Origin of the sequence: Bacteroides rodentium JCM 16496, from assembly GCF_000614125.1 — a bacterium.
GTDB classification, from domain to species: Bacteria; Bacteroidota; Bacteroidia; order Bacteroidales; family Bacteroidaceae; genus Bacteroides; species Bacteroides rodentium.
On sequence record NZ_BAKJ01000017.1, the window covers coordinates 52,301 to 74,810 of the forward strand.

Annotated in this window: 12 protein-coding genes and 7 pseudogenes; 3 read left to right on the forward strand and 16 right to left on the reverse strand. The window is 49.1% G+C overall.

The features are described from left to right. Positions 1-88 precede the first annotated feature (88 nt). Together JCM16496_RS09690 and JCM16496_RS09695 are read right to left on the reverse strand one after the other, a co-directional pair. On the reverse strand, positions 89-1,990 hold the full coding sequence (locus JCM16496_RS09690) for a polysaccharide biosynthesis protein (protein ID WP_025833958.1): 1,902 nt from the start codon (positions 1,988-1,990) through the stop codon (positions 89-91). A 183-nt stretch (positions 1,991-2,173) separates the two neighbouring features. Then, positions 2,174-3,499 (reverse strand): PhoH family protein, encoded by a 1,326-nt coding sequence (locus JCM16496_RS09695; protein ID WP_025833961.1) that lies wholly within the window; start codon positions 3,497-3,499, stop codon positions 2,174-2,176. 168 nt (positions 3,500-3,667) lie between these two features. Here JCM16496_RS09695 and JCM16496_RS09700 point away from each other — a divergent pair. Next, a pseudogene (locus JCM16496_RS09700) lies at positions 3,668-4,920 on the forward strand (bifunctional folylpolyglutamate synthase/dihydrofolate synthase). On the opposite strand, the gene JCM16496_RS09705 reads toward JCM16496_RS09700, so the two are convergent. From JCM16496_RS09705 to dnaN, 7 genes and pseudogenes are all read right to left on the reverse strand, one after another. Then, a complete protein-coding gene (locus JCM16496_RS09705) occupies positions 4,888-5,262 on the reverse strand; it encodes a RidA family protein (protein ID WP_005831379.1) in 375 nt (124 codons plus the stop codon). The pseudogene JCM16496_RS09700 and the gene JCM16496_RS09705 overlap by 33 nt on opposite strands. Before the next feature lie 225 nt (positions 5,263-5,487). Then, on the reverse strand, positions 5,488-7,191 hold the full coding sequence (locus tag JCM16496_RS09710; protein ID WP_025833964.1) for a tetratricopeptide repeat protein: 1,704 nt from the start codon (positions 7,189-7,191) through the stop codon (positions 5,488-5,490). Between the two features lie 3 nt (positions 7,192-7,194). Beyond that, positions 7,195-7,934 (reverse strand): annotated as a pseudogene (gene rlmB / locus JCM16496_RS09715) (23S rRNA (guanosine(2251)-2'-O)-methyltransferase RlmB). 28 nt (positions 7,935-7,962) lie between these two features. After that, positions 7,963-9,633 (reverse strand): DNA repair protein RecN, encoded by a 1,671-nt coding sequence (gene recN / locus JCM16496_RS09720; RefSeq protein ID WP_025833965.1) that lies wholly within the window; start codon positions 9,631-9,633, stop codon positions 7,963-7,965. 26 nt (positions 9,634-9,659) lie between these two features. After that, positions 9,660-10,889, reverse strand: coding sequence for a bifunctional phosphopantothenoylcysteine decarboxylase/phosphopantothenate--cysteine ligase CoaBC (gene coaBC / locus JCM16496_RS09725; protein WP_025833967.1), 1,230 nt, complete (start codon positions 10,887-10,889; stop codon positions 9,660-9,662). Continuing rightward, positions 10,890-11,659 (reverse strand): annotated as a pseudogene (locus JCM16496_RS09730) (exonuclease domain-containing protein). A gap of 138 nt (positions 11,660-11,797) precedes the next feature. Then, complete coding sequence (dnaN, locus tag JCM16496_RS09735) at positions 11,798-12,922, reverse strand: DNA polymerase III subunit beta (protein ID WP_025833969.1); 1,125 nt, start codon at positions 12,920-12,922, stop codon at positions 11,798-11,800. A gap of 361 nt (positions 12,923-13,283) precedes the next feature. Here dnaN and JCM16496_RS09740 point away from each other — a divergent pair, with 361 nt between their 5' ends. Further along, positions 13,284-13,652 (forward strand): DUF3127 domain-containing protein, encoded by a 369-nt coding sequence (locus tag JCM16496_RS09740; protein ID WP_005831391.1) that lies wholly within the window; start codon positions 13,284-13,286, stop codon positions 13,650-13,652. 166 nt (positions 13,653-13,818) lie between these two features. Here the strand turns inward: JCM16496_RS09740 and JCM16496_RS09745 are convergent. The 5 genes and pseudogenes from JCM16496_RS09745 to JCM16496_RS09765 form a co-directional block, all read right to left on the reverse strand. Continuing rightward, positions 13,819-15,452: pseudogene (locus JCM16496_RS09745) on the reverse strand (DUF3352 domain-containing protein). A gap of 72 nt (positions 15,453-15,524) precedes the next feature. Next, positions 15,525-16,292, reverse strand: a complete 768-nt coding sequence (locus JCM16496_RS09750; RefSeq protein ID WP_025833972.1) for an MBL fold metallo-hydrolase — start codon at positions 16,290-16,292, stop codon at positions 15,525-15,527. A gap of 127 nt (positions 16,293-16,419) precedes the next feature. Continuing rightward, positions 16,420-17,405 (reverse strand): annotated as a pseudogene (gene murB, locus JCM16496_RS09755) (UDP-N-acetylmuramate dehydrogenase). 17 nt (positions 17,406-17,422) lie between these two features. Continuing rightward, a pseudogene (locus JCM16496_RS09760) lies at positions 17,423-18,272 on the reverse strand (DUF4348 domain-containing protein). Between the two features lie 20 nt (positions 18,273-18,292). Next, positions 18,293-19,249 carry an NAD-dependent epimerase/dehydratase family protein gene (locus tag JCM16496_RS09765; protein WP_025833974.1) on the reverse strand — a complete coding sequence of 319 codons (957 nt, stop codon included), beginning with the start codon at positions 19,247-19,249 and terminating at the stop codon, positions 18,293-18,295. 154 nt (positions 19,250-19,403) lie between these two features. Here JCM16496_RS09765 and kbl point away from each other — a divergent pair. Next, a pseudogene (gene kbl / locus JCM16496_RS09770) lies at positions 19,404-20,590 on the forward strand (glycine C-acetyltransferase). Between the two features lie 99 nt (positions 20,591-20,689). Here kbl and JCM16496_RS09775 read toward each other — a convergent pair. Both JCM16496_RS09775 and lysA read right to left on the reverse strand, forming a co-directional pair. Then, positions 20,690-21,172 (reverse strand): ferritin, encoded by a 483-nt coding sequence (locus JCM16496_RS09775; RefSeq protein WP_025833977.1) that lies wholly within the window; start codon positions 21,170-21,172, stop codon positions 20,690-20,692. A 142-nt stretch (positions 21,173-21,314) separates the two neighbouring features. Next, on the reverse strand, positions 21,315-22,475 hold the full coding sequence (gene lysA, locus JCM16496_RS09780) for a diaminopimelate decarboxylase (protein ID WP_025833979.1): 1,161 nt from the start codon (positions 22,473-22,475) through the stop codon (positions 21,315-21,317). Between the last annotated feature and the right edge of the window lie 35 nt (positions 22,476-22,510).

The following is a 22,510-nucleotide window of genomic DNA, read 5'->3' on the forward strand; positions in this document are numbered from 1 at the left end:
TACGCGGAATTCACAGATTTGGTAAATATACTAACTGAATCCGTGAATTCCGCGTAATCCGCGCCTTCTAAATATTATTAACGCATTCTTATTTCTTATCCAGCGCCTCAAAGCAAGAATTCTTGCTCACGAATTCCGGAACAATATCCTTCATGGCAGCAACAATTTTCATCTGGTCATAGGTGTAACTTACATCAATCAGCTTCTGGATACGCTCCTTCACCTCGTCATAGTCATACTCACGCACTGTGGCAATCATAATCTTCTCATGGTAGGTGGGTTTTGTAAGCTCCTTCACATTCAAGAGTTCCTCGTAGAGCTTCTCGCCATGACGGAGACCGGTAAATTCAATCTTCACATCCGTACGTCCGGAAAGGCTGATCATACGCTTGGCAAGGTCTACAATCTTCACCGGCTTGCCCATGTCGAAGATGTAGATTTCACCACCGTTGCCCATACTGCCGGCCTCAAGAACAAGGCGGCAAGCTTCGGGAATGGTCATGAAGTAACGGATTATCTCAGGATGGGTCACTGTCACCGGGCCGCCACGCTGAATCTGGTCGCGGAAACGGGGAATAACAGAACCGTTGGAACCCAGCACATTGCCGAAGCGCGTAGTGATGAACTGAGTGGCATGGCCTCCTTCCTTCTGCAACTTCTTCGCAAGAGACTGCACATAAATCTCGCAGATACGTTTGGAGCAGCCCATCACGTTTGTAGGATTAACGGCCTTGTCCGTAGAAATCATCACAAACTTCTCGGCACCGTATTTCACGGCAAGATCGGCAACGGTACGCGTGCCGAATACGTTTACCTGAATGGACTCGGAAACGTTGTCCTCCATCATTGGCACATGCTTGTAGGCTGCCGCATGAAAAATATACTGGGGCTTGAACTCCCTGAAAATATCCTCCATGCGCGTGGCATTGGAGATGTCGGCTATGATGGTCTCGGCATCAATGTCACGCCAACGGTCCTGAAGTTCCAGACGGATGTCGTGCAGAGGGGTCTCGGCCTGGTCCACTAAAATAAGCTTATAGGGATTGAACGAAGCCACCTGCCGCATGATTTCGCTGCCGATGGAGCCGGCGGCACCCGTAATCATCACACGCTTGCCCTCCAGATGAGAGGCAACCTTATGAATATCTATCTCGATAGGATTGCGCTGAAGCAGGTCCTCAATCTGAATTTCCTTCAGCTGTGTGCGGCTCAGCGCCTGACCGTTCCACTCGCTCAAGGGAGGCGCGGTCATCAGTTTGATGTTGTGCACCAGCAGGCGGTCAGCCATGTCGGACTTCTTCAGTTCCTCCATCTTGGCAGGAGAAATGATGATGGTCTGCACATCGCGGTCAATCAGATTGTCAATCAACGTATCATCGTTGGGAAACACTCTGACTCCCATCATCACCTTATTAATCAGTTCCGGCTCATCTGCAATAAATCCGCGCAGACGATAGTGGTTGCGCAGATTGACACGCAATGCCTTGGCAATGTTGACCCCAGCTTCCTTGGCACCATAAATAAACACATTAGCACTATGGGTACCATCAAAGTTCAACGCCTCGAAGAAGGTCTTGACAACCACACGGGAGCATGCCATCATGGCAAAGCTGATGATGTAGGACATGAACAGTACGCTGACCGGAGCCAAGTTGAACTCCAAATAGCTTTCCGTCAGGACGCTCGTTATCATCAGCAGTGCATACGACACTGTTAATGACACAAAAATGCGCATGATATCCACAAAGGAAGAAAAGCGCAGCACATTGGAATACGTACGGAAAACACGGAAGAAAATCAGATTGACAACAACCGTCCATAAAATGGTCTTGTCAATGGTAGAGGATTCCAAAAAAATGCTTCTGAAATCATATCGAAGAGCATAGGCCAACAGACTGGATATGACGATGATAAATACGTCAATTAATAGAATAGTCCATATCGGAAGCACTTTCGCGGAAAGATACCGATGAAAAAAATTTCGCTTCATTTCGCTTGACAGTTTTGTTTTAGGCGAGGCAAAGATACACTATTTTGGTAAAAACAGGCAAGAAAAAGATAAAAAAAGGTTATAACAATTATTTATCGTCCATAAAGGACTATCCCGCCTCCCCCGTTTTAACAGTCAGAAAGCGGAATAGAAATAGTTTTACCCCGAAATAGACGGTATCCGTTACATCAGATTACTTGCCAACTCGCTCAACTGGCTGCGCTCTCCCTTCACCAGATTGACATGGGCAAACAAATTTTGGTCTCTCATGCGGTCTATCATATAGACAAGCCCGTTGGACTGACTGTCCAGATAGGGTTGGTCTATCTGCTGAATATCACCGGTAAACACCATTTTTGTGCCTTCGCCGGCACGGGTGATGATGGTCTTAATTTCATGCGGAGTCAGGTTCTGGGCTTCATCGATAATACAGTAGGTCTCGCTCAAGCTGCGCCCGCGGATAAAGGCCAGCGCCTCGATGACCAGTTGTTCACTTTTTTGCATATCCTCCAAGCGTTTCACTTCAGAGGAATTGGCAGCGAACTGATGCTTGATTACATTCAAATTATCGAACAAAGGCTGCATGTAAGGAGCCACTTTCTCATTGGCATCACCGGGAAGGAATCCAAGGTCTTTATTGGACAGAGCCACGATGGGACGTGCCAGAAGAATCTGCTTGTAGTCGGTAAGTTTTCCCAATGCGGCAGCCAGTGCCAACAAAGTCTTGCCGGTTCCCGCCTTACCGGTCAAGGCAACCAGCTTGATGTTCGGGTCGTTCAGCACTTCAAAAGCAAAGCTCTGCTCGGCATTGCGAGGTTCAATACCATAGTTCTTTGTCTTGTTGACCCGGCAAATCGAATGGGTAAAGGGATTATAACGTGCAAGCACACTGCTGCGGTCACTCTTCAGCACAAAGCATTCGTTGGGACGAATGATGTCCTTAAAGTCGAACTCGTTGATGTCCAGCCCTTCTTTGGAGGAATAAATGCGGTCTATCAGCGCAGGGTCAATGCCCTCGAACACTTCATTCGACTTTTCGAATATGTCCACATTGATTACCTTATCATTGATGTAGTCCTCGCACAGCAGGCCGATGGAACGCGCCTTCATACGCAGATTCACGTCTTTCGTGACAAGGATGGTTTTCATTTTGGGCTTTTGGGTGGAAAGCCAGTCCACTACCGACAGAATCTGATGGTCGGGGATGCGTTCGGGGAAGGAATCACGTACCCGGGGAGAGTCCACCATGCCTGCCACCACAAACAGACGACCCAAGCCCTCGCCCAATGGCGCCCCTTTGGTGAACAGATTGTCATCGGTAATCAAATCAAGTTCACGGACGAACTCACGGGCATTGAAATTAATCTGCTCATTGCCTTTCTTGAATTTATCCAGTTCTTCAAGGACTACGATGGGAAGATAAATGTCATTCTCCTGAAAATTCTTCAGACAGTTATAATCGTGAAGAATCACATTCGTATCAATCACAAAATTTTTCTTAGCTCCCATACACGTTAGATTTAAATTGTTAATACCTTTGCATAAGCTTAAGATAAGCTACACTACAAGCAATTTCAAGCAAGTTTGATTGCTTCCGGTTTGCATTATCTTTGTTGCTTTTAAAGATAACAAATTAATAGGGAGAAAGGATTGCTTCTCCGTTAAATATTATAAAAGATGGATTATCAGGACACTTTAACTTACTTATATAACAGTACGCCCATGTTTCAGCAGGTGGGCGGCTCAGCATACAAGGAAGGGTTGGAAAATACTCTGACCCTGGACGAACACTTCGGACATCCCCACCGCAGTTTCCGCAGCATTCATGTGGCCGGTACCAACGGAAAGGGTTCCTGCTCGCATACGCTTGCCGCCATACTGCAAAAAGCGGGATATAGGGTCGGACTCTACACCTCGCCCCACCTGGTGGATTTCCGGGAGCGCATCCGGATTAACGGACAGCCTATACCCGAGGAATACGTCATCCGCTTTGTAGAGCAGGAACGTGGATTCTTCGAACCCCTCCACCCCTCCTTTTTTGAGCTGACCACTGCCATGGCCTTCCGCTACTTTGCGGATGAAAAGGTGGATGTAGCCGTAATCGAAGTGGGACTCGGCGGACGCCTGGACTGCACCAATATCATCCGTCCGGATGTATGCATCATTACCAACATCAGTTTTGACCATACCCAATTCCTGGGGGACACCCTGGCCAAAATCGCGGGAGAGAAGGCAGGAATCATCAAAAGCGGTATCCCCGTTGTAATCGGCGAGAGCACTCCCGAAACGAAAGCGGTGTTTCTGGAAAAAGCGCAGGCGACGGGTGCTCCCATCTACTTTGCCGAAGAGAACGACCGTGAAGACTATCCCGGAATAGAATACGAATTGAAAGGGCTCTACCAGCAGAAAAATGCCCGGACCGTACTCACCGCCCTCCCGCTACTGAAAGAAGCCGGCTACCGGCTGGACGGACAAGCAGTGCGCAGTGGCTTTGCCCGTGTGGTGGAACTGACGGGCTTGATGGGACGCTGGCAAAAACTGCAAGACTCGCCCACCCTGATTTGTGACACCGGCCACAACGTGGGAGGCATCACCTACATTACAGAACAACTGAGGCAACAGACTTACCGACAGCTACACATCGTCGTAGGCATGGTGAATGACAAGGATATACGGGGAGTACTGGCCCTACTGCCCCGGGAAGCGACCTACTACTTCACCAAAGCCAGCGTGAAGCGGGCATTGCCCGAAAGCGAACTGCAGGAGCTTGCCGCAGCAGCAGGTCTGAAAGGGCATTGCTATCCTGACGTACCCGCCGCCGTGCGGGCTGCACAAGAAAAAAGCCTCCCGGAAGACTTCATCTTCGTGGAGGCAGCAGTTTCATTGTGGCCGACTTGTTAGCGAACCGCGATGCACTCAATCTCTACTAAGGCGTCTTTAGGCAGCGCCTTCACTGCCACAGCCGAACGTGCCGGGAAAGCACCGTCAAAATAGGTGGCATATACCTTGTTCATATCAGCGAACAAGGACATGTCTGCCAGGAAAACGGTGGTCTTTACAATATTTGCCATGCCCAGGCCTGCCTCTTCCAGAATATGCTTTATATTCTCCAAGGACTGGCGGGCTTGCGCTTCCGCACCTTCAGCCATCACCCCGGTAGCTGCGTCAATAGGCAACTGACCTGATACAAATACCATTCCACCGGCTTCGATAGCCTGGCTATAAGGGCCTATAGCGCCCGGTGCCTTCTGGCTGCAAATCACTTTCTTCATGATTGTCAAAGTTTGTTTTTATTAATAATCGAGTCTATTTTCTTTTTACGAATAAAAAAATCCGAAGTATATGCAGTATTCCGGAAATCCACGCATTTTATAGATAGAATAACGTAATTTCACTCATAACCTGTTATACCTAGACTTAACTCATTTAACACGGGGGAGTTCCCCAAAACAGAGGCTCTGCTTGCGAAAGCAGAGCCTTTATTCTATCCCATCCCTTTACTTGCAATGCTTCTCAATCAAAGCATCCACATTGGGGTCACCCAATTCCTTTGCCTTGGCAAAGCTGGCACAAGCTTCCTTGTCCTTCTTCATCTGCAGCTGGGCGATACCCATCAGACGGTAGGCTTCGGCATATTTAGGGTCTTTCTCCAGAGCAGCCTTTAGCACATTCAACGCCTCCTCGTAACGTCCCACGCGAAGATTCACCACTGCCAGTTCGGCACGGTAGGTCAAATCCTCCGGATTCAGTTCGATGGCCTTCGCCATATCGTCCAGCGCACGCTGGTACTGCTTGGCCTTCAAGGCAGCCTGCTCACGGTAATAGTAGAACATGTCGTTCACTTTACCGTTCACGGCATTGTAATAGGCATCATAATCCAGCATGGCATTACGCGCCTGGTCTGCATTCATGCGGGCTTGGGCACGCTCCAGCAAGTAAGGGGCGGCTTCCTCCGTATAGGGCTGGGTAAAGCGGGCCACACAACTGTCCATCAGAGCCAGTACCTCTTCGGCAGGCGCCTGCATCAGTTCCTTGGTCTTGGCAGCACTGAAGAAGGTAGCCGGAGAGGCCAGAATGGTCTTGTTCACCTTATCATAGCTGGTAAATGCAGACGGATAGTCCTGCTTGGCAAACTGGATGTCACCCTCCAACTGGACATAAACCGGAAGCTCGTCAATGGCTATCGCTTTCCGTACCTCGTCCAGAGCCTTGTCGAGCGACCAGTCCTTATAAACCTTCTCGGGCTTGCCCAATGCATAATTATAGATTATCTTGGCCCGGTTGTAATACACATCATCTTTCTTTGCGGCAACCTCCAAAGCCTTATCCATATCTGCGGCGACCTTATCCATGGAGGCATCTTCACGGGACATGAACAGATGCTGGGAAGCACGGCGCAGATAACCGTCGGCACTGGCAGGATATTGTGCAATGAAATCGTTCAGAGTCTCCATATACTTCTCCGGAGACAGTTGGGAAGAAGCCATGTAGAGGAACACCAAAGCCTGCTCTTCGGTATCGGGCAATGCCTTCTTGATACCGATGCCCTTCAATGACATATCTCCATAAGACAATGCGGAGATATTCTGCGACATGGCGAAATTGGCATCAATGGCATAGCAGATGGTAGCCGTGTCTTGTCCGGAGGACTTCTGCGCAAGGCCGAAGACCTGCCCGTCCACAGTCATCAGCGGACAACTCACCATCTTGTCCTTCAGACGCATATCGAGCGTATAATAGGAATAGTTACCGGAAATCTTATCAGCTTCCTTTACTTTCCCGGCAGTGTAGGAACGGTCCTTCTGGGTGGAATAAGGCAGCAGATATACATCCGCGCCGACAGCCGGAGCCACAGCAGCCACAGTGAGTGCCGTGACTTTCTTTCCGGGGATGCCGACACGGAACTTGACAACATCGTACATGTCATCGGCCCCCATAATGGCCTCCACCGGCATCTGTGCCCCGTCCGAACTCATCACAACGGCGCGCCGGGCACCTTTGAACAAGGTGTAGTCAGAAAGTGCAACGCCATCTTCAGTGACAAAAAAACCGTTTCCAGTATTCAGTATCTTATCGTTCTGGTCGTAGGTCACCACCGAAAAAACGGCACGTTTGGCTTTGTCTACCCACTTCGGGGCTTGTGCCACACTCCACTGAGCCAATAAACAGAGAGTGAGCATCAACAGCAATTTCTTTTTCATATCTTAGTTGGTTCTTTGTTTTACCGCTTCATAAATCAAAATGCCGGCTGCAACGGAAACATTGAGGGACTCGATGGTTCCCAACATGGGAATCTTCACCCACTCGTCACACAACGCCAGGTTGTCATAGGACACCCCCTTGTCTTCGGCACCCATAATGATGCACATCGGACCGGTATAGTCGGCTTTGGTATAGTCGTAATCACCTTTCTCCGTGGCTGCCACGATATGGAAACCACTGTTCTTGAGGAATTGCAGGGTCTCTTTCAGGCTGTGTTCGCGACAAACGGGCAAAGTGTGCAAGGCTCCTGCCGAGGTTTTCATGGCATCTGCGTTGACAGATACACTGTTCCGTGCAGGGATAATCACGGCATCTACCGCCGCACACTCGCAAGTACGGGCAATGGCGCCGAAATTGCGGACATCCGTGATGCCGTCGAGCATCACAAACAGAGGATTCTTGCCCTGCTCGAAAAGGAAAGGTACCAAGTCCTCCGTCTTCTGGTAAGTGACTGAAGAGATGAAGGCAATCACTCCCTGGTGATTCTTCCGCGTCACGCGGTTGATGCGTTCCACCGGAACGCGCTGTACCGGTATCAAAGTCCCTTTCAAGACAGCGAACAGCTCTTTTGACAAATCACTCTGAATGTCCTTCTTTACCAATATCTTGTCTATCTCTTTTCCTGCCTGAATGGCTTCTATCACGCACGGACGCCGAAAATCATTTCACTGTTATCAACCATATATGGGTATTTACTATTTGACGATTTACTATTTACTATTTGATACTTCCAGCAATGCTCTGGCATTGTTCAGTGCGGCTTCGGTCAGTTTAGCGCCACTCAGCATGTGGGCTATTTCTTCCACGCGTTCATCGTCGGTCAGACGGCGGATGTGGCTGTTTGTTTCCGTCTCGTTGTCCTGCTTGTAGACCTTGTAATGGGCGCGTCCGCGGGCAGCAATCTGGGGCAGATGGGTAATGCTGATTACCTGGCGGTCCTGCTCGCCCATCTCCTGCATGATATCCGCCATGCGGTCGGCTATCTCGCCGGAGACTCCGGTATCTATTTCGTCGAATACAATGGTGGGGAGCTTGACGGCACCGGCTATCATTGCTTTGATGGAGAGCATGACGCGGGCTATTTCACCACCCGAAGCTACGGAGGAGACGCTTTGCAATGCCCCGTTCTTATTCGCGGAAAACAAGAAGTTCACAGTATCCGCCCCGTGTATGCCCGGCTCTTTGCGGATACCTATCTCTACCTGGAAACGGACATTGGGCATACCCAACGGAATCAGCCGCGCAGCCATCTGCTTCTCCACTTCACGGGCAGCGGCAGTACGCGCCTTGGTGAGGACGGCAGCCTGCTTTTTCACCTTATTATATAAAGCATCGCAACGCGCTTTCAGTTCCTCGATGTGCTCGTCGGACGAAGTGATGGCGGAGAGTTTGGCGGCGTATTCATCCGTCAGCGCCAGAAGTTCGCCGACAGTGGAAACGCGGTGCTTCTGTTGGAGCGTATAAATCAGGTTCAGACGTTCGTTCACTTCATCCAGACGTTCGGGGTTGAACTCTATTTCATCCTCCTTACCAGACACTTCCTGCGAAATATCCTTCAGCTCGATATAAGTGCTTTCCATGCGTTCGGCAAGTTCTCCGGCAACCGGATAAACCCTCTGCAGACCGAGCATCGTGTTCAGGCATTCCTTCAGCCCGGACAACAAGCCTCCTTCGTCCGAATAGAGCGTCTGCCCCACCCGATAGAGTCCGGCCTTTATCTCTTCCGCATGGCTCAGCGTATCCGCCTCTTGCTCCAGCTCCTCCTGCTCACCGGCAGACAAGTGTGCCTCTTCCAACTGTTCCAGTTGAAAACGGATATAGTCTTCGTCCGACTTATCCTGATTGGCACGGGCAACAAGGGCCTCCAAATCCTGCTGTGCCTGCTTCCATGCTCCGAAGATATGCTGGTAAGCAGACAAGGCCTCTTCGTTATGCGACAAGATGTCCAATACATTCAACTGAAATCCTTCCTTGTTCAGCAATAGGTTCTGATGCTGGGAATGCACGTCAATCAGCTGTTCTCCCAACTCCTTCATCTGAGCCAATGAAGCAGGCGTGTCATTGATGAATGCCCGGCTCTTGCCCGAAGCGGACACCTCGCGGCGCAGGATGCATTCTTCCTCGTACTCCAGCTCATTCTCCTCAAAGAAGGGCTGCATGCCGTAAGCGGAAATATCAAAACGGGCCTCGATAATGCACTTCGAAGCTCCTACACGAATGGCTTTCACGTCGGCACGCTGTCCCAGCAGCAGACCGATGGCACCCAGAATAATGGATTTTCCAGCACCGGTCTCACCCGTTATCACCGAGAAACCGCTGCTGAAGCTGATATCGAGCTTTTCAATAAGCGCATAATTCTGTATGTAAAGCGAACGCAACATAAGGATATTGACGATTTGACGATTTACTATTTACTATTTAATTCTTTCACCAGACGGTCTACGATGTCGGCAGCCACTTCGGCTTTGGACTTCAAGGGATAGTCCGTCTTTCCCTGGTGGTCTATGATACTGATTTTATTGGTATCGCAACGAAAACCGGCTCCCTTGTCGTTCAGGGAGTTCAGCACGATGAAGTCCAGATTCTTGCGGTTGAGCTTGTCTTCCGCATTCATCTGCTCGTTATGAGTCTCAAGGGCAAAGCCTACTAGGAGGCGCCGTTGGTACTCCGTATCGTTCTTCAGATTGCCTAAGAAAGCAGCTATGTCGCGGGTAGGTTTCAAGTTCAAACTCATCTCCCCGGTCTTTTCGCGCTTGATTTTCTCATCCGCCACTTGTTCGGGGGTGTAATCTGCCACGGCAGCCGTCAAGATGGCGGCATCGGCATGGACAAAGGCGGCGGATGCAGCCTCGAACATCTCCTGCGCCGACTCTACCGCATGGTACTGGTACATCGGGAAGTAAGTGCCTTGCTGTACCGGACCGGCAATCAGTATCACCTTGGCCCCTCTGGCGGCGCATTCGTCTGCCAGGGCAAGTCCCATCTTGCCGGAAGAATAGTTGCCGATGAAGCGCACCGGGTCTATCTTCTCATAAGTAGGTCCTGCGGTTATCATCACTGTCTTGCCCACCAGGTCGCCCTCTTTGGCAGCAAAGTACATTTCCAGGTGGCGGATGATATTCTCCGGCTCCTCCATACGGCCTTTTCCCACCAGATGGCTGGCGAGTTCTCCCGTAGCAGGTTCTATGATGTGGTTTCCATAAGAGCGGAGTGTATCCAGATTCTTTTGGGTGGAAAGATGGGCGTACATGTCCAGGTCCATGGCAGGCGCCACAAACACCGGAGCTTTGGCAGAGAGGTAGGTGGTAATCAGCATATTGTCTGCCACGCCATGCGCCATCTTGCCGATGGTGGAAGCCGTAGCCGGGGCTATCAACATGGCATCTGCCCACAGACCGAGGTCCACATGGCTGTTCCAAGTGCCATCGCGTTGAGCAAAGAACTCACTGATAACCGGTTTGCTGGTCAGGGCAGAGAGCGTGATAGGGGTAATAAATTCCTTTCCGGCAGGCGTAATGACCACCTGCACCTCTGCACCACGCTTAATCAGTCCGCGAATAATATAGCAGGCTTTATAGGCGGCAATGCTGCCCGTAATGCCCAATACTATTTTCTTCCCTTTCAGTATATTTGCCATTTATTTCTGAGTCATTTCACGCAGACGTATCTTGGTCAGCGTGGCTTTGGTATTCAGGGTAAAATCACTGTTCAGAATCCAGCTGTAATAGCCGGGGTCGCGCTTCAAGACATCGGATACCGACATGCCTTTGTACTTGCCAAAATTGAATACTTCCACACCTTTGTCGTCGTAGACCATACGGCCGGCAAAGTCCACATTCTTATTGAAGCTGGAATAGTCGGCAAGGAAAGCCACGTCATTCTGCAACTCCGGATAGCGGTCCAACTGCGACATCAGCACCTCGTAAGTGGCACGTGTATCAGCCTCTGCCGTATGGGCGTCTTCCAGATTCTTGCCACAATAGAATTTATAGGCGGCAGACAGCGTGCGTTGCTCCATCTTGTGGAAGATGACCTGCACGTCCACAAACTTGCGGCGGCTCATGTCAATGTCCACACCGGCACGAAGGAACTCTTCCGCCAGGACGGGGATATCAAAACGGTTGGAGTTGAAGCCTGCCAAGTCGCATCCTTCAATGTCATTGGCAATATTGCGCGCCACTTCCTTGAATGTGGGGCAGTCTGCTATATCGGCATCGTAGATGCATGAACGGCAGATGCTTCGGCAGGAATGGGCATTTCGGGATTGATACGCATGGTTTTGGACTCCTCATTCCCGTTGGGATATACCTTGAGGTAACAGATTTCGACAATTCGGTCTGAGTTGATATTGGTACCCGTAGTCTCCAAATCAAAAAAGACTATCGGATTTTTCAGATTCAATTTCATTGTTTTTTCGTTTTATAAGCCCTGGCTATGAGCTATAAATTATAAGTTTGACTTACAAGCCACGAGCTACAAGTACCGTGCGGCATAATTGCGCAGCCACTTGTAGCTCGTAGCTCATAACCCGATTGCTAATATTCATCAGTCATTCAGCATCATCGGCATCAGCAGCATCAGCAAGTCTTCGTTCTCTTCCTGCTCTACCGGAATGATGACACCTGCGCGTGAAGGATCTGCCAGTTCGATAACGATTTCATCGGCAGAAATATTATTCAGAATGTCAATCAGGAAAGTGGACTTGAAACCGATGCTCATCGGATTGCCCGCATACTGGCAAACCAGTGTTTCTTCGGCCGACGTAGAGAAGTCGATGTCCTGTGCTGAGATGACAATCAGATTCTCCTGCATACGGAGCTTGATAAGGCTGCTTGCCTGTGAAGAGAAGATAGACACGCGGCGCAAAGCACCGAGCAGTTGCAGACGGTCTACCGTCACTTTATAAGGGTTGTTCTGCGGAATCACAGAATTGTAGTTGGGATAGCGTCCTTCGATAAGACGGCACACCATGCGGTAGCTTTCCAGTGTGAACACAGCGTTGCGTTCGTCGAACTCGATAGTCACCATGCCTTGCTCTTTCGGCAGCAGGTTCTTCATCAGCGAAGCCGGCTTCTTGGGCAGGATAAAGGCGGCACGTTCGTTACCTTTGGCGGCCAGTGTCTTGCAACGCACCAGCTTATGACCGTCTGATGCCACCATCGTGATGTCCTCCGTTGTGATATCAAAATAGATACCGTTCATCACGGGACGAAGCTCGTCATCAGCCGTGGCAAACACGGCACGGTTGATGCCACCCAGCAACACTTGCGCATCCATTTCCACACGTACAGCATTGTCGCCCAGCATGGCGGACTGCGGAAACTCGTCCGCATTCTGTCCCATCAGGCTGTATTTACCGTTCTGATACTGTACCGTGATTTCAAGGGAATCCGTATTGATTTCAAAAGCCAACGGTTGTTCGGGAATTTCCTTCAAAGCGTCCAAAAGGGTTTTGGCTGTGACGGCAAAACGACCGTCCGTATCACTTTCATTCACTTCGACTGTAGTGACCATCGTCGTTTCACTGTCGGAAACAGTTGCAGACAAGGTTCCGTCTTGCAGTTCAAAGAGGAAACAATCCAAAATAGGCAACGCATTCTTCGAATTAATCACACGGCTGATAGCCTGCAAATGACTGGAGAGCGCAGTACTCGAAACGATAAATTTCATATCTTCTGTATATTTAAGTTTTTTATTTTGCTAACGTCTTAGAAACTGTTTTGATTTTCTTTTTTCAAGTTTCCTCAGCATCTTCTGAGTCTGTTTTCGGTCTTTTTATCTGTTTTTCTTCGTCACATAGCCCGCTATGCTCCTCAGTAAAACAGATAAAAATCCTCAAAAACAACTCTCAGAAGAAAGCTGAAATAAAATCAAGACAGTTTCTTGAAACCGTTTTTATCTTTTTCAAACTGACGGACAAAGTTAAAAAAAGAATTCCCTACGACAAAGAAATAGCAAGAAAAAACAGCCGAATATTCGTCTCATATTCCTAAAAAATCGTAACTTCGCCGCATCATTTAAAAAGAAAACAATGGAATTTACAGGAAAAATCATCGCTATACTCCAGCCCAGAGGCGGAGTTTCCAAGTCAGGTAACGAATGGAAATCACAAGAATATGTGATTGAAGACCATGGCCAATATCCGCGCAAAATGTGTTTTGACGTATTTGGAGCGGACAAAATCGAACAGTTTAATATTCAGATGGGCGAAGAGTTGACAGTATCTTTTGATGTAGACGCACGCCAATGGCAAGACCGTTGGTTCAACAGTATTCGCGCATGGAAGGTAGAGCGCGTAAGCACTGCCGCACCCGCTCCGGGCGCTCCCGTTCCTCCACCGGCTCCCACTGCCGCACCGGAATTCCTCGCAGGGGATGCAAAGGATGACCTGCCGTTCTAAGAATATGTTATACTCACCACAGATTGCACAGATTAACACAGTTTATTCTAGAATTTTGATAATCAAGAATTTTTAGCTGTGTTAATCTGTACAATCTGTGGTGAGTGTGTATTTTGACTTTCCTCGTGCTTATTTCCCCTCAGCACTCTACAGAATGACCGATTAATCACCCTTTATAAAGCAATACGATATTCGGATAAACCACCCCTTCCGTACAAGTGAACTGTACTGCAAGCATGAAGTGACGGAAGAAGCTGGATTGGCGGAAGAAGAAGTTCGGTATCAGACGCACATACGTTTCCGGCTGGCTCAGCATCATCTCCATATCCACCATCATCACAAAATTATATATGGGTGAAAGACTGCCTATACCCTCTTCGTACACCGGTGTTCCGTCTAACACATCTCCACTCTCCACCGCCTCAATATAGGCCGAAAGGCTCAGTGCATCGGGAGCCAACAACAGAGTACCCCGATAGAAGCAGGCAAAGGTATAAAGGGCAGACTCCGTGATACCCGTCAGCTGGGTGAGCAGCGTGTTACGGGGCAACACATATTTAGGGAACTTCCTTGCTTTGGGATACAACGAATTATTTGAAACCACCTTCGGCATAAGCGGAGCATCCTCTTCCTTGGGGGTACTGTAAAGCAGAGACTGCAAGCGGCGTTCCGCTGCCAGCTCATCCTTGAGAGGAATACACATCACGGCGCAAGGCAGCTTGTCCAACGTGTCTTTAGACTGGAACAAGCAAGACATTACGCTCTCGCCCGCATGCTCATTCAAGTAAGCAATCCACTCCTCATCGCGCTGTTTGATATAGTCTGAATAGGTGGCCTTGGCATACTCCTGGCTGGCAGTAAAGCCAAACCAGGTATTTCTGTCAGACATTGCCCAGCGATCGTAAAAGAAAGTGGAAGACGGAAGCAGAGCCCCGGAAAATCCATCCTCTACCGGCTGCTGCACCCGCAAGGCATTGATAAACGTCTGTGTGGAATCCGACCCGTGGCTGATGCCGGAGCAATAAATGGCATCTTCATTGAACTTCATGTCAAATTCCGCCCAACTGCCCAGCTGCGTCTGCGAACGGATACCGTCCGTAGGCTTCCCCATATCCACTCCTTTCATACGCACATAGACCGTGGCAGCCACGTTACTCTGCTTGCCCGCGTGCATAGTGCGGAAAGAAGGGAGATTCATCAGGGACTTTTTGCTGCGCCGCGCATCAATCACATGTTCTATCAAACGCTTCTGGAAACTTACAACCAGAAAATCGGGAGTGAAGTAGCTGCCAGGAAACGACCGTCTGCCATGGGATAGATACGTATCTCCTCTCCCTTGTAATCGAAATACTTGGAAGGAAACGAACTGGAGCAGTACTTCTCCACAAAAGACTCCACCAGCTCATAATCACCCGAACCCAAACTGCAATACAATACTTGGTTCATCGGTGTATCCGGCTCGTGAAAGCTAATCAGCATCTTGTTCATCTGTTTGCTCAGTCCATGTGGAGTATCCTCCACCAAAGTATACAAATACTTCTTCAGGTAAACAAAAAGTTCCGATACGTATAGAAAATGATTGTCTTTGCTGCAATTCAGTTCATTGATATCTTCCACGAGGTCTGCCATACGGTCAGTTTCGAGTATGGCTGTGGCATCTTGCGGCACCAAAGTATAAAGATTGAAATCCTGCCGGTTCTCCACCGAATTCAACCGCAGGAAGGAATACACGCCAAAACCGGTACATAGCAGCACTATGGACACAACGACAGCTATCTGTATGAGGAGTCGGAGTTTCATGGCATTTATTCATCAACTTTTGGCAAAAATAACACTTTCTACTAATAAAACAAAACAAATGTTTCAAAAAGTTTAGAAATCTATTTCAAGTCCATCGTAGGCAAAGTGTACATGGGGTGGCAGCTGCTTTTCGATGTCGGCATGAAGCCCCGCATGATGGCTCATATGGATAAAATAGGTCTCTTTGGCACCAATACGTCCGGCAGCCTCCAACGCCTCCGAAATACTCTGATGCGTAGGATGCGGCTTTGGTCGTAAAGCATTCATTACCAAAACGTCCAAGCCCTTCAATTGTTCATAAGATTCCTCAGGCATCGTGTGCATATCCGTGATATATCCCAGTCGACCGCCAATACGGTAACCCAGTATGGGAAGCCTGCCGTGCATCACCCGTAAAGGCAGCACCTCCGTCCGGTTGATGTGGAACGCCAGCCCCGCCTCCACTTCCTGCAGATAAATACGCGGAACTCCCGGATATACTTTATCGACAAAACAGTAAGGCATCCTTGCCCGCAGATGGGCAGCAGTGTAGGCATCGGAATAGATAGGGATATCGGCAAAACGACCGAACGGGCGCAAATCATCCAGACCGCCCACATGGTCATAGTGTTCGTGTGTCACCAATACGCCGTCTATCTTCTCAAAAGAAGAGGCGCGCAGCATCTGTTCCCTGAAGTCAGGACCACAATCTATCAATATCACCGCATCATCCGTATGCAGCAGGGATGATGCACGCAAACGGTTGTCCCGCGGGTCAGTGGAAGTGCAGACCGGACAAGTACAGCCTATCTCAGGCACACCGGTCGAAGTTCCGCTTCCTAATATTCTGAGTTTTCCCATTGGCTAAATCAAATAAATTTCTGAAATTCAAGTATATAGTGATGGGAATATGTCAAAACTCTCTGAATCCGCGCCTAATATATGACATAATAAAAGCGTCTATATGTTTTTTTGACACATCCTCTTGCTATTTTATCAAACAAACTTCCGGGTGAATGTCAATGCCGAATTTCTCGCGGACAGAAGCCCGCACGGCATCCGAAAGAGCGACAATATCCGCTCCCGTGGCACCACCCAAGTTCACCAATACCAACGCCTGCCGGTCGTGCACCGCAGCGGATCCCAGCGCTTTACCTTTCCAGCCACACCGGTCTATCATCCAGCAGCCGGTATCTTTACCCGGTCGGCATCCACATCATAGTGGGGCATGTCCGGATATTCCCGTTGCAAAGACTCGAACTGCCGACGCGGCACGATGGGGTTCATAAAAAAACTACCCGCATTGCCCAGCACCTTCGGGTCGGGCAACTTGCTTTGACGGATGTCTATAATCACGCGGCGCAAAGTTTCCAGATTCAGCACCGGATATTTCTCCAGCTCCTGCCGGATAGTACCGTAATCCAATGTATAATGTTCCCGTTTACCCAGGCAGAAGTTCACGTAAGTCACAAACACGGTCTTCATCTCCGGTTGTTTAAACAAGCTCTTTCTGTAGGAGTAGCCGCATTCATCCACCCCGTAGATACGCTTCTCCCCTGCCATGTTTATGGTTTCCACGGATGTTATCAGGTCCTTTACTTCCACACCATAGGCACCGATATTCTGTACTGCGCTCGCCCCCACCTCACCCGGTATCAGCGAAAGGTTCTCGGCACCATACCAGTGCCGTTCCACACAGCAGGCCACAAAATCGTCCCATACCACACCGGCGCCCACACGCACCGACACATGCTCCTCATCCTCTGACGTCACTTCCAGACCACCGATGCGCGAATGCAGCACCGTGCCTTCATAGTCCTTGATAAAGAGCAGGTTGCTTCCTCCACCGATATGCAGCCAGGGCGCAACGACCTGTCCTGCCGCAATCAGCTCCCGCAGTTCATCCTCCGAACTGTATTCCAGAAATCTTGCAGCAGTAACGTCAATTCCAAATGTATTGGGTATCTTCCTCAAACTTTTCCTCCTATATTTTAAATGCTCGTGTCTTCATATTTGTACAGCTCCCATCCCTTACTGCGTTTTCGGAAATAGAAGATATTGGAGTATCCGTTGCCTATGCCATTTACCTTCAGTATTTTGGTATCCGACAAGTCCTCATTCTTCTGTCCGTAATTGATATTAGACAGTCTGTCGGCAGGCATTACCGGACGGAAGGCATACCACTGGTCCACATCCAAAGTGGTTTCCAGGATAGAGAACTCGTCATCAGGGTCTATGGTGATGAATTGTAGCGGATGGCTGATGTGCTTGCTCTGATAGATACTGTCCGTCACAAAACGAGTATAGAATTCCACGAAGTTCTCATTTTCACCTTTCTCCATCTCGCGCAGGTTGATGGCCTCAAGCATCCACATTCCCCGCTTCTTCTCAAAATAATAACGCTTCATCATACGTGTTTTCAAGAAAATCCACTCCACCTGTACCGATGTCAGCGTAGTATCGCCCACCATGTCCATATCCTCCTCCTTATCAAAAAGCAAGGTATAATAGTTCTGCTTGGTAAACAGATAATCGTGCTTCCAAAAGCCCTCCTCTATCTTCAGCGGAGTGTCACGGTCATAATAGGGCAAAGGAAATACCGTCCTCTGCCTTTGCAGGGCATCATCCGAAGCATAATTGAAGATAAAATCATCAAACAGCTCGTCTGCCTCCATCGGCTTCGGTTCTTCCTTCACTTCTGCTTCCTGCAACGTATCGGCCTTGTGACCGGCCGAATCAACCATTTCCGTAATGGTAGCAAAAGGATCCATTTTCGCCTTTTTTGTTTCCACACGAAATCAAAAAGGCAAACAACAGAAATCCCGCTAAAAGTTTTTTCATTCTTTGCGGACCGCTTACGGTCACTTGTTTAATTTAGCCTTCAATTTCTCAAGCATGTCTACGGTCATGGACTCCAGGTCGTACTGCGGCATCCAGTCCCATTCCTCGCGTGCACAAGAGTCATCCAGAGAGTCGGGCCAGCTGTCGGCAATGGCCTGCTTCAGCGGATCAATCTCGTATGCCATCTCAAAATCAGGCACATGCTTCTTAATTTCCTGATAAATCTGTTCCGGGTCAAAACTCATAGAAGTGATGTTAAAGGCGTTGCGGTGCTTCAGCCTTGCCGGTGCCGCTTCCATCAGCGAGATGGCTGCATTCAGTGCATCGGGCATGTACATCATATCCATATATGTACCGGCCTTCACCGGACATACGAATTTTTCTCCTTTCACGGCGGAGTAGAATATATCCACCGCATAGTCCGTAGTGCCGCCACCCGGAGGAGTCACATTGGAAATGATTCCCGGAAAACGGACCGAACGCGTATCCACGCCATATTTTGTATAATAATAGTCACTAAGCAATTCGGTCGTTACTTTTGTCACGCCATACATGGTGCGCGGACGCTGAATAGTATCCTGCGGTGTCTTCACGTGGGGCGTGGCTTCGCCAAACGAACCAATGGAACTCGGGGTAAACACGGCACAATTGTACTCGCGCGCCACTTCCAGCACATTCCACAACCCGTCGATACCGATTTTCCAAGCCATGGCCGGACGGCTTTCGGCAACTACCGAGAGCAAGGCAGCCAGGTTGTAGATAGTATCAATCTTGAACTGACGCGCCACCACCTCGATGGACTGACGGTCTGTCACATCGGCAATAGCCGAAGGGCCGGATGCTTTCAATTCTCCCTTGGGCATAGCACTCGGAATGTATCCTGCCACAACATGGTCATCGCCATAACGTTTGCGCAACTCCAGTGTGAGTTCCGATCCAATCTGTCCGGTAGCTCCAATTACCAAAATATTCTTCATACGAGTTATTTATAAGGTTTCGTTATTATATATGGTGCAAATATACACACTTTTTTTTTCATATTTCTGCCATATTGTTATTGTTTATTCCAAGAAAAATGATGTTCTTTGTGGGAAATGTAATGACAACGTATTACCTAAAAAATAAAATGCTATGTACGGTAAAATGAAAGACCATCTCAGCAAGACTCTTGCTGAAATAAAAGAAGCCGGACTCTACAAGGAAGAGCGACTGATTGAGAGTGCACAACAAGCTGCCATCAGTGTAAAAGGCAAAGAGGTACTGAACTTCTGTGCCAACAATTACCTGGGACTGTCCAACCACCCGCGACTAATTGCCGCCGCCCAGCAGATTATGGAACGCCGCGGATACGGCATGTCGTCCGTTCGCTTCATCTGCGGAACGCAGGACATCCACAAGGAACTGGAAGCAGCCATCTCCGACTACTTCAAGACTGAAGACACCATTCTCTACGCCGCTTGTTTCGACGCCAATGGCGGTGTGTTCGAACCCCTCTTCACCGAGGAAGACGCCATCATCTCGGACTCCCTGAACCATGCTTCCATCATTGACGGCGTACGCCTCTGCAAAGCCAAACGCTATCGCTACGCCAATGCCGACATGGCCGACCTGGAAAGATGCCTGCAGGAAGCCCAGGCACAGCGTTTCCGTATCGTGGTTACGGACGGGGTATTCTCCATGGACGGCAACGTTGCCCGATGGACCGCATTTGCGACCTTGCCGAGAAATACGACGCGTTGGTCATGGTGGACGAATCACACTCCGCCGGCGTGGTAGGCCCTACGGGACACGGCGTAAGCGAACAATACGGCACCTACGGGCGCGTAGACATCTATACCGGAACTTTAGGCAAAGCCTTTGGCGGCGCTTTGGGAGGATTCACTACCGGACGCAAGGAAATCATCGACCTGCTACGCCAACGCAGCCGTCCGTACCTCTTCTCCAATTCATTAGCTCCGGGCATCATCGGCGCCAGCCTCGAGGTATTCAAGATGCTGAAGGAAAGCAATGCCCTGCATGACAAACTAGTAGAAAACGTGAATTACTTCCGCGACAAAATGACCGCCGCCGGTTTCGACATCAAGCCGACACAAAGCGCCATCTGCGCCGTCATGCTGTATGATGCCAAACTTTCCCAAATTTATGCCGCCCGCATGCAGGAAGAAGGCATCTACGTCACCGGTTTCTACTACCCCGTAGTACCCAAAGACCAGGCACGCATCCGCGTACAAATCTCTGCCGGACACGAAAAGGAGCATCTGGACAAATGTATCGCTGCATTTATTAAAGTGGGAAAAGAACTGGGAGTGCTGAAATAGTGGACAAGGGGACAAGCTACAAGCTTTGCTATCCGCTACTCGTAACTTGAGCTAACAAAAATCCCGCGACCAGATTGGCTGCGGGATTTTTGTTATTTCTTATTTGCGTTCTCCCAGTTTTGCGTCAACAAAGAAGATTCCGGCAGCACCGGCTTTCTTAATCATATCTACAATACCGTCAGCGGTAGCTTCTTCTTCTACTTGTTCGCGCACAAATCCCCAAAGGAAATCTTGTGTAGCCTTATCTTTTTCAGCAGCTGCCACATCAACCAATGCATCAATCATTTTGGAAACACGGCGTTCGTGCTCAGCCACCTGCTCAAACACTTCCAGCGGAGTGCCGAAGTCATTGGGAACAACATCAATCTTGTCCAATTTAGCCTTACCGCCACGCTTGATGATATAAGAAGCCATTTCGCAAGCATGAGCTTTTTCTTCAGAAGCCTGTTTCTTCAACCAGGAAGCCATACCGTTATAACCTTCTTTCTCCATATAGAAAGACATTGCCAGATAAAGGTTGGAAGACCACATCTCAGCCGTAATCTGCTCATTAATTGCATTCTGTAATTTTTCTGTAATCATAATCGTATTTATTAAAATTGAAATCATTACAAAAGTAACAAGAAACCTTAAAAGTTGTTCATGCAATAACATTTTTTATATAAAAACAGAGGTCTTGGTATAATAAATGCGCCATCATTCATACAACGCATCTCCAGCCTCTCTATACCAGCTCGTCCGACGTATATCCTTGAGGCAGCTCACGGCAGTTATAGCCCGAAGCCATAATTTCGCCATAAGCCCCTGCCGAACGGAGGGCGATAAGGTCACCACGCTTCACGCCATTCAAATCAATGGCCTTACCGAATACATCGGAAGACTCGCAGATGGGCCCTACCACATCATAAGCCTGAGCCGGCGCATCCGAAGTGATATTCTCTATCTTATGGAACGCTTGGTAGAGTGCCGGACGAATCAAATCCGTCATGCCGGCATCTAGAATGGCAAACTGCTTGTTGGTACCCTGCTTCACATAAAGCACCTGCGAAATCAATGAACCGCATTGTCCCACTACCGCACGTCCCAGCTCGAAGTGGAGTGTCTGGTGGGGACGGAGTTTCAGATGGCTGCTGTAAGTCTCGAAATAACTTTTGAAGTCGGGTATCGGCTGACGGTTGGGGTGACCGTAGTCGATGCCCAGTCCGCCCCCCACATTGACGTGCTCGATGCGGATATGGCGGGCTTCCAGCTTATCCTGCAATTCATTGACGCGGTTACACAAAGCCACGAAATCGCCCATATCCAATATCTGGGAACCTATGTGGAAATGCAGTCCGATGAATCTCAAGTTCTTCATATTCTGCGCAATGTCTATCACATGGTCCATATCCTGCATGCTGATACCGAACTTGTTTTCGGCCAGCCCAGTGGTAATATTGGCATGGGTATGGGCACCTACATTAGGATTGATACGGAAAGCCACATTGGCTACCTTACCTTTAGCGGCAGCCAGCTCGTTGATAATCTCCAGCTCGGGGACAGACTCCACATTAAAGCAGAAAATGTCATAATCCAGCCCCAGATTGATTTCCCAATCAGCCTTGCCCACCCCTGCAAAAACAATCTTGCCAGTGGGAAAACCTGCCTTGATGGCAGCACGGATTTCACCGCCACTTACGCAGTCGGCACCCAAACCGTTCTCGCGGATAATGGCAAGCACCTTGGGATTGGCATTGGCCTTCACGGCATAATGCACCGAATAGTTGCCATATCGGGCAGCTTCCGTACGGATGCACGAAAGTGTGTCTCGCAAGACCTTTGTGTCGTAGTAATAGAAGGGAGTACGCAATTCGCGGAATTTATGGATAGGGAATATTCCTTTCATATAATAATCGTAATCTTTGTTCAGTTTAAAAAAGG

What these genes read in the sequence shown, in the direction of transcription:
- JCM16496_RS09740 (WP_005831391.1), top strand. Translation starts at nt 13,284, where the DNA reads ATGGAATTTACAGGAAAAATCATCGCTATACTCCAGCCCAGAGGCGGA.
- JCM16496_RS09750 (WP_025833972.1), bottom strand. Translation starts at nt 16,292, where the DNA reads ATGGGAAAACTCAGAATATTAGGAAGCGGAACTTCGACCGGTGTGCCT.
- JCM16496_RS09690 (WP_025833958.1), bottom strand. Translation starts at nt 1,990, where the DNA reads ATGAAGCGAAATTTTTTTCATCGGTATCTTTCCGCGAAAGTGCTTCCG.
- JCM16496_RS09710 (WP_025833964.1), bottom strand. Translation starts at nt 7,191, where the DNA reads ATGAAAAAGAAATTGCTGTTGATGCTCACTCTCTGTTTATTGGCTCAG.
- coaBC (WP_025833967.1), bottom strand. Translation starts at nt 10,889, where the DNA reads ATGGCAAATATACTGAAAGGGAAGAAAATAGTATTGGGCATTACGGGC.
- dnaN (WP_025833969.1), bottom strand. Translation starts at nt 12,922, where the DNA reads ATGAAATTTATCGTTTCGAGTACTGCGCTCTCCAGTCATTTGCAGGCT.
- JCM16496_RS09765 (WP_025833974.1), bottom strand. Translation starts at nt 19,249, where the DNA reads ATGAAGAATATTTTGGTAATTGGAGCTACCGGACAGATTGGATCGGAA.
- recN (WP_025833965.1), bottom strand. Translation starts at nt 9,633, where the DNA reads ATGTTGCGTTCGCTTTACATACAGAATTATGCGCTTATTGAAAAGCTC.
- JCM16496_RS09695 (WP_025833961.1), bottom strand. Translation starts at nt 3,499, where the DNA reads ATGGGAGCTAAGAAAAATTTTGTGATTGATACGAATGTGATTCTTCAC.
- lysA (WP_025833979.1), bottom strand. Translation starts at nt 22,475, where the DNA reads ATGAAAGGAATATTCCCTATCCATAAATTCCGCGAATTGCGTACTCCC.
- JCM16496_RS09705 (WP_005831379.1), bottom strand. Translation starts at nt 5,262, where the DNA reads ATGAAGAAAGTGATTTGCAGCCAGAAGGCACCGGGCGCTATAGGCCCT.
- JCM16496_RS09775 (WP_025833977.1), bottom strand. Translation starts at nt 21,172, where the DNA reads ATGATTACAGAAAAATTACAGAATGCAATTAATGAGCAGATTACGGCT.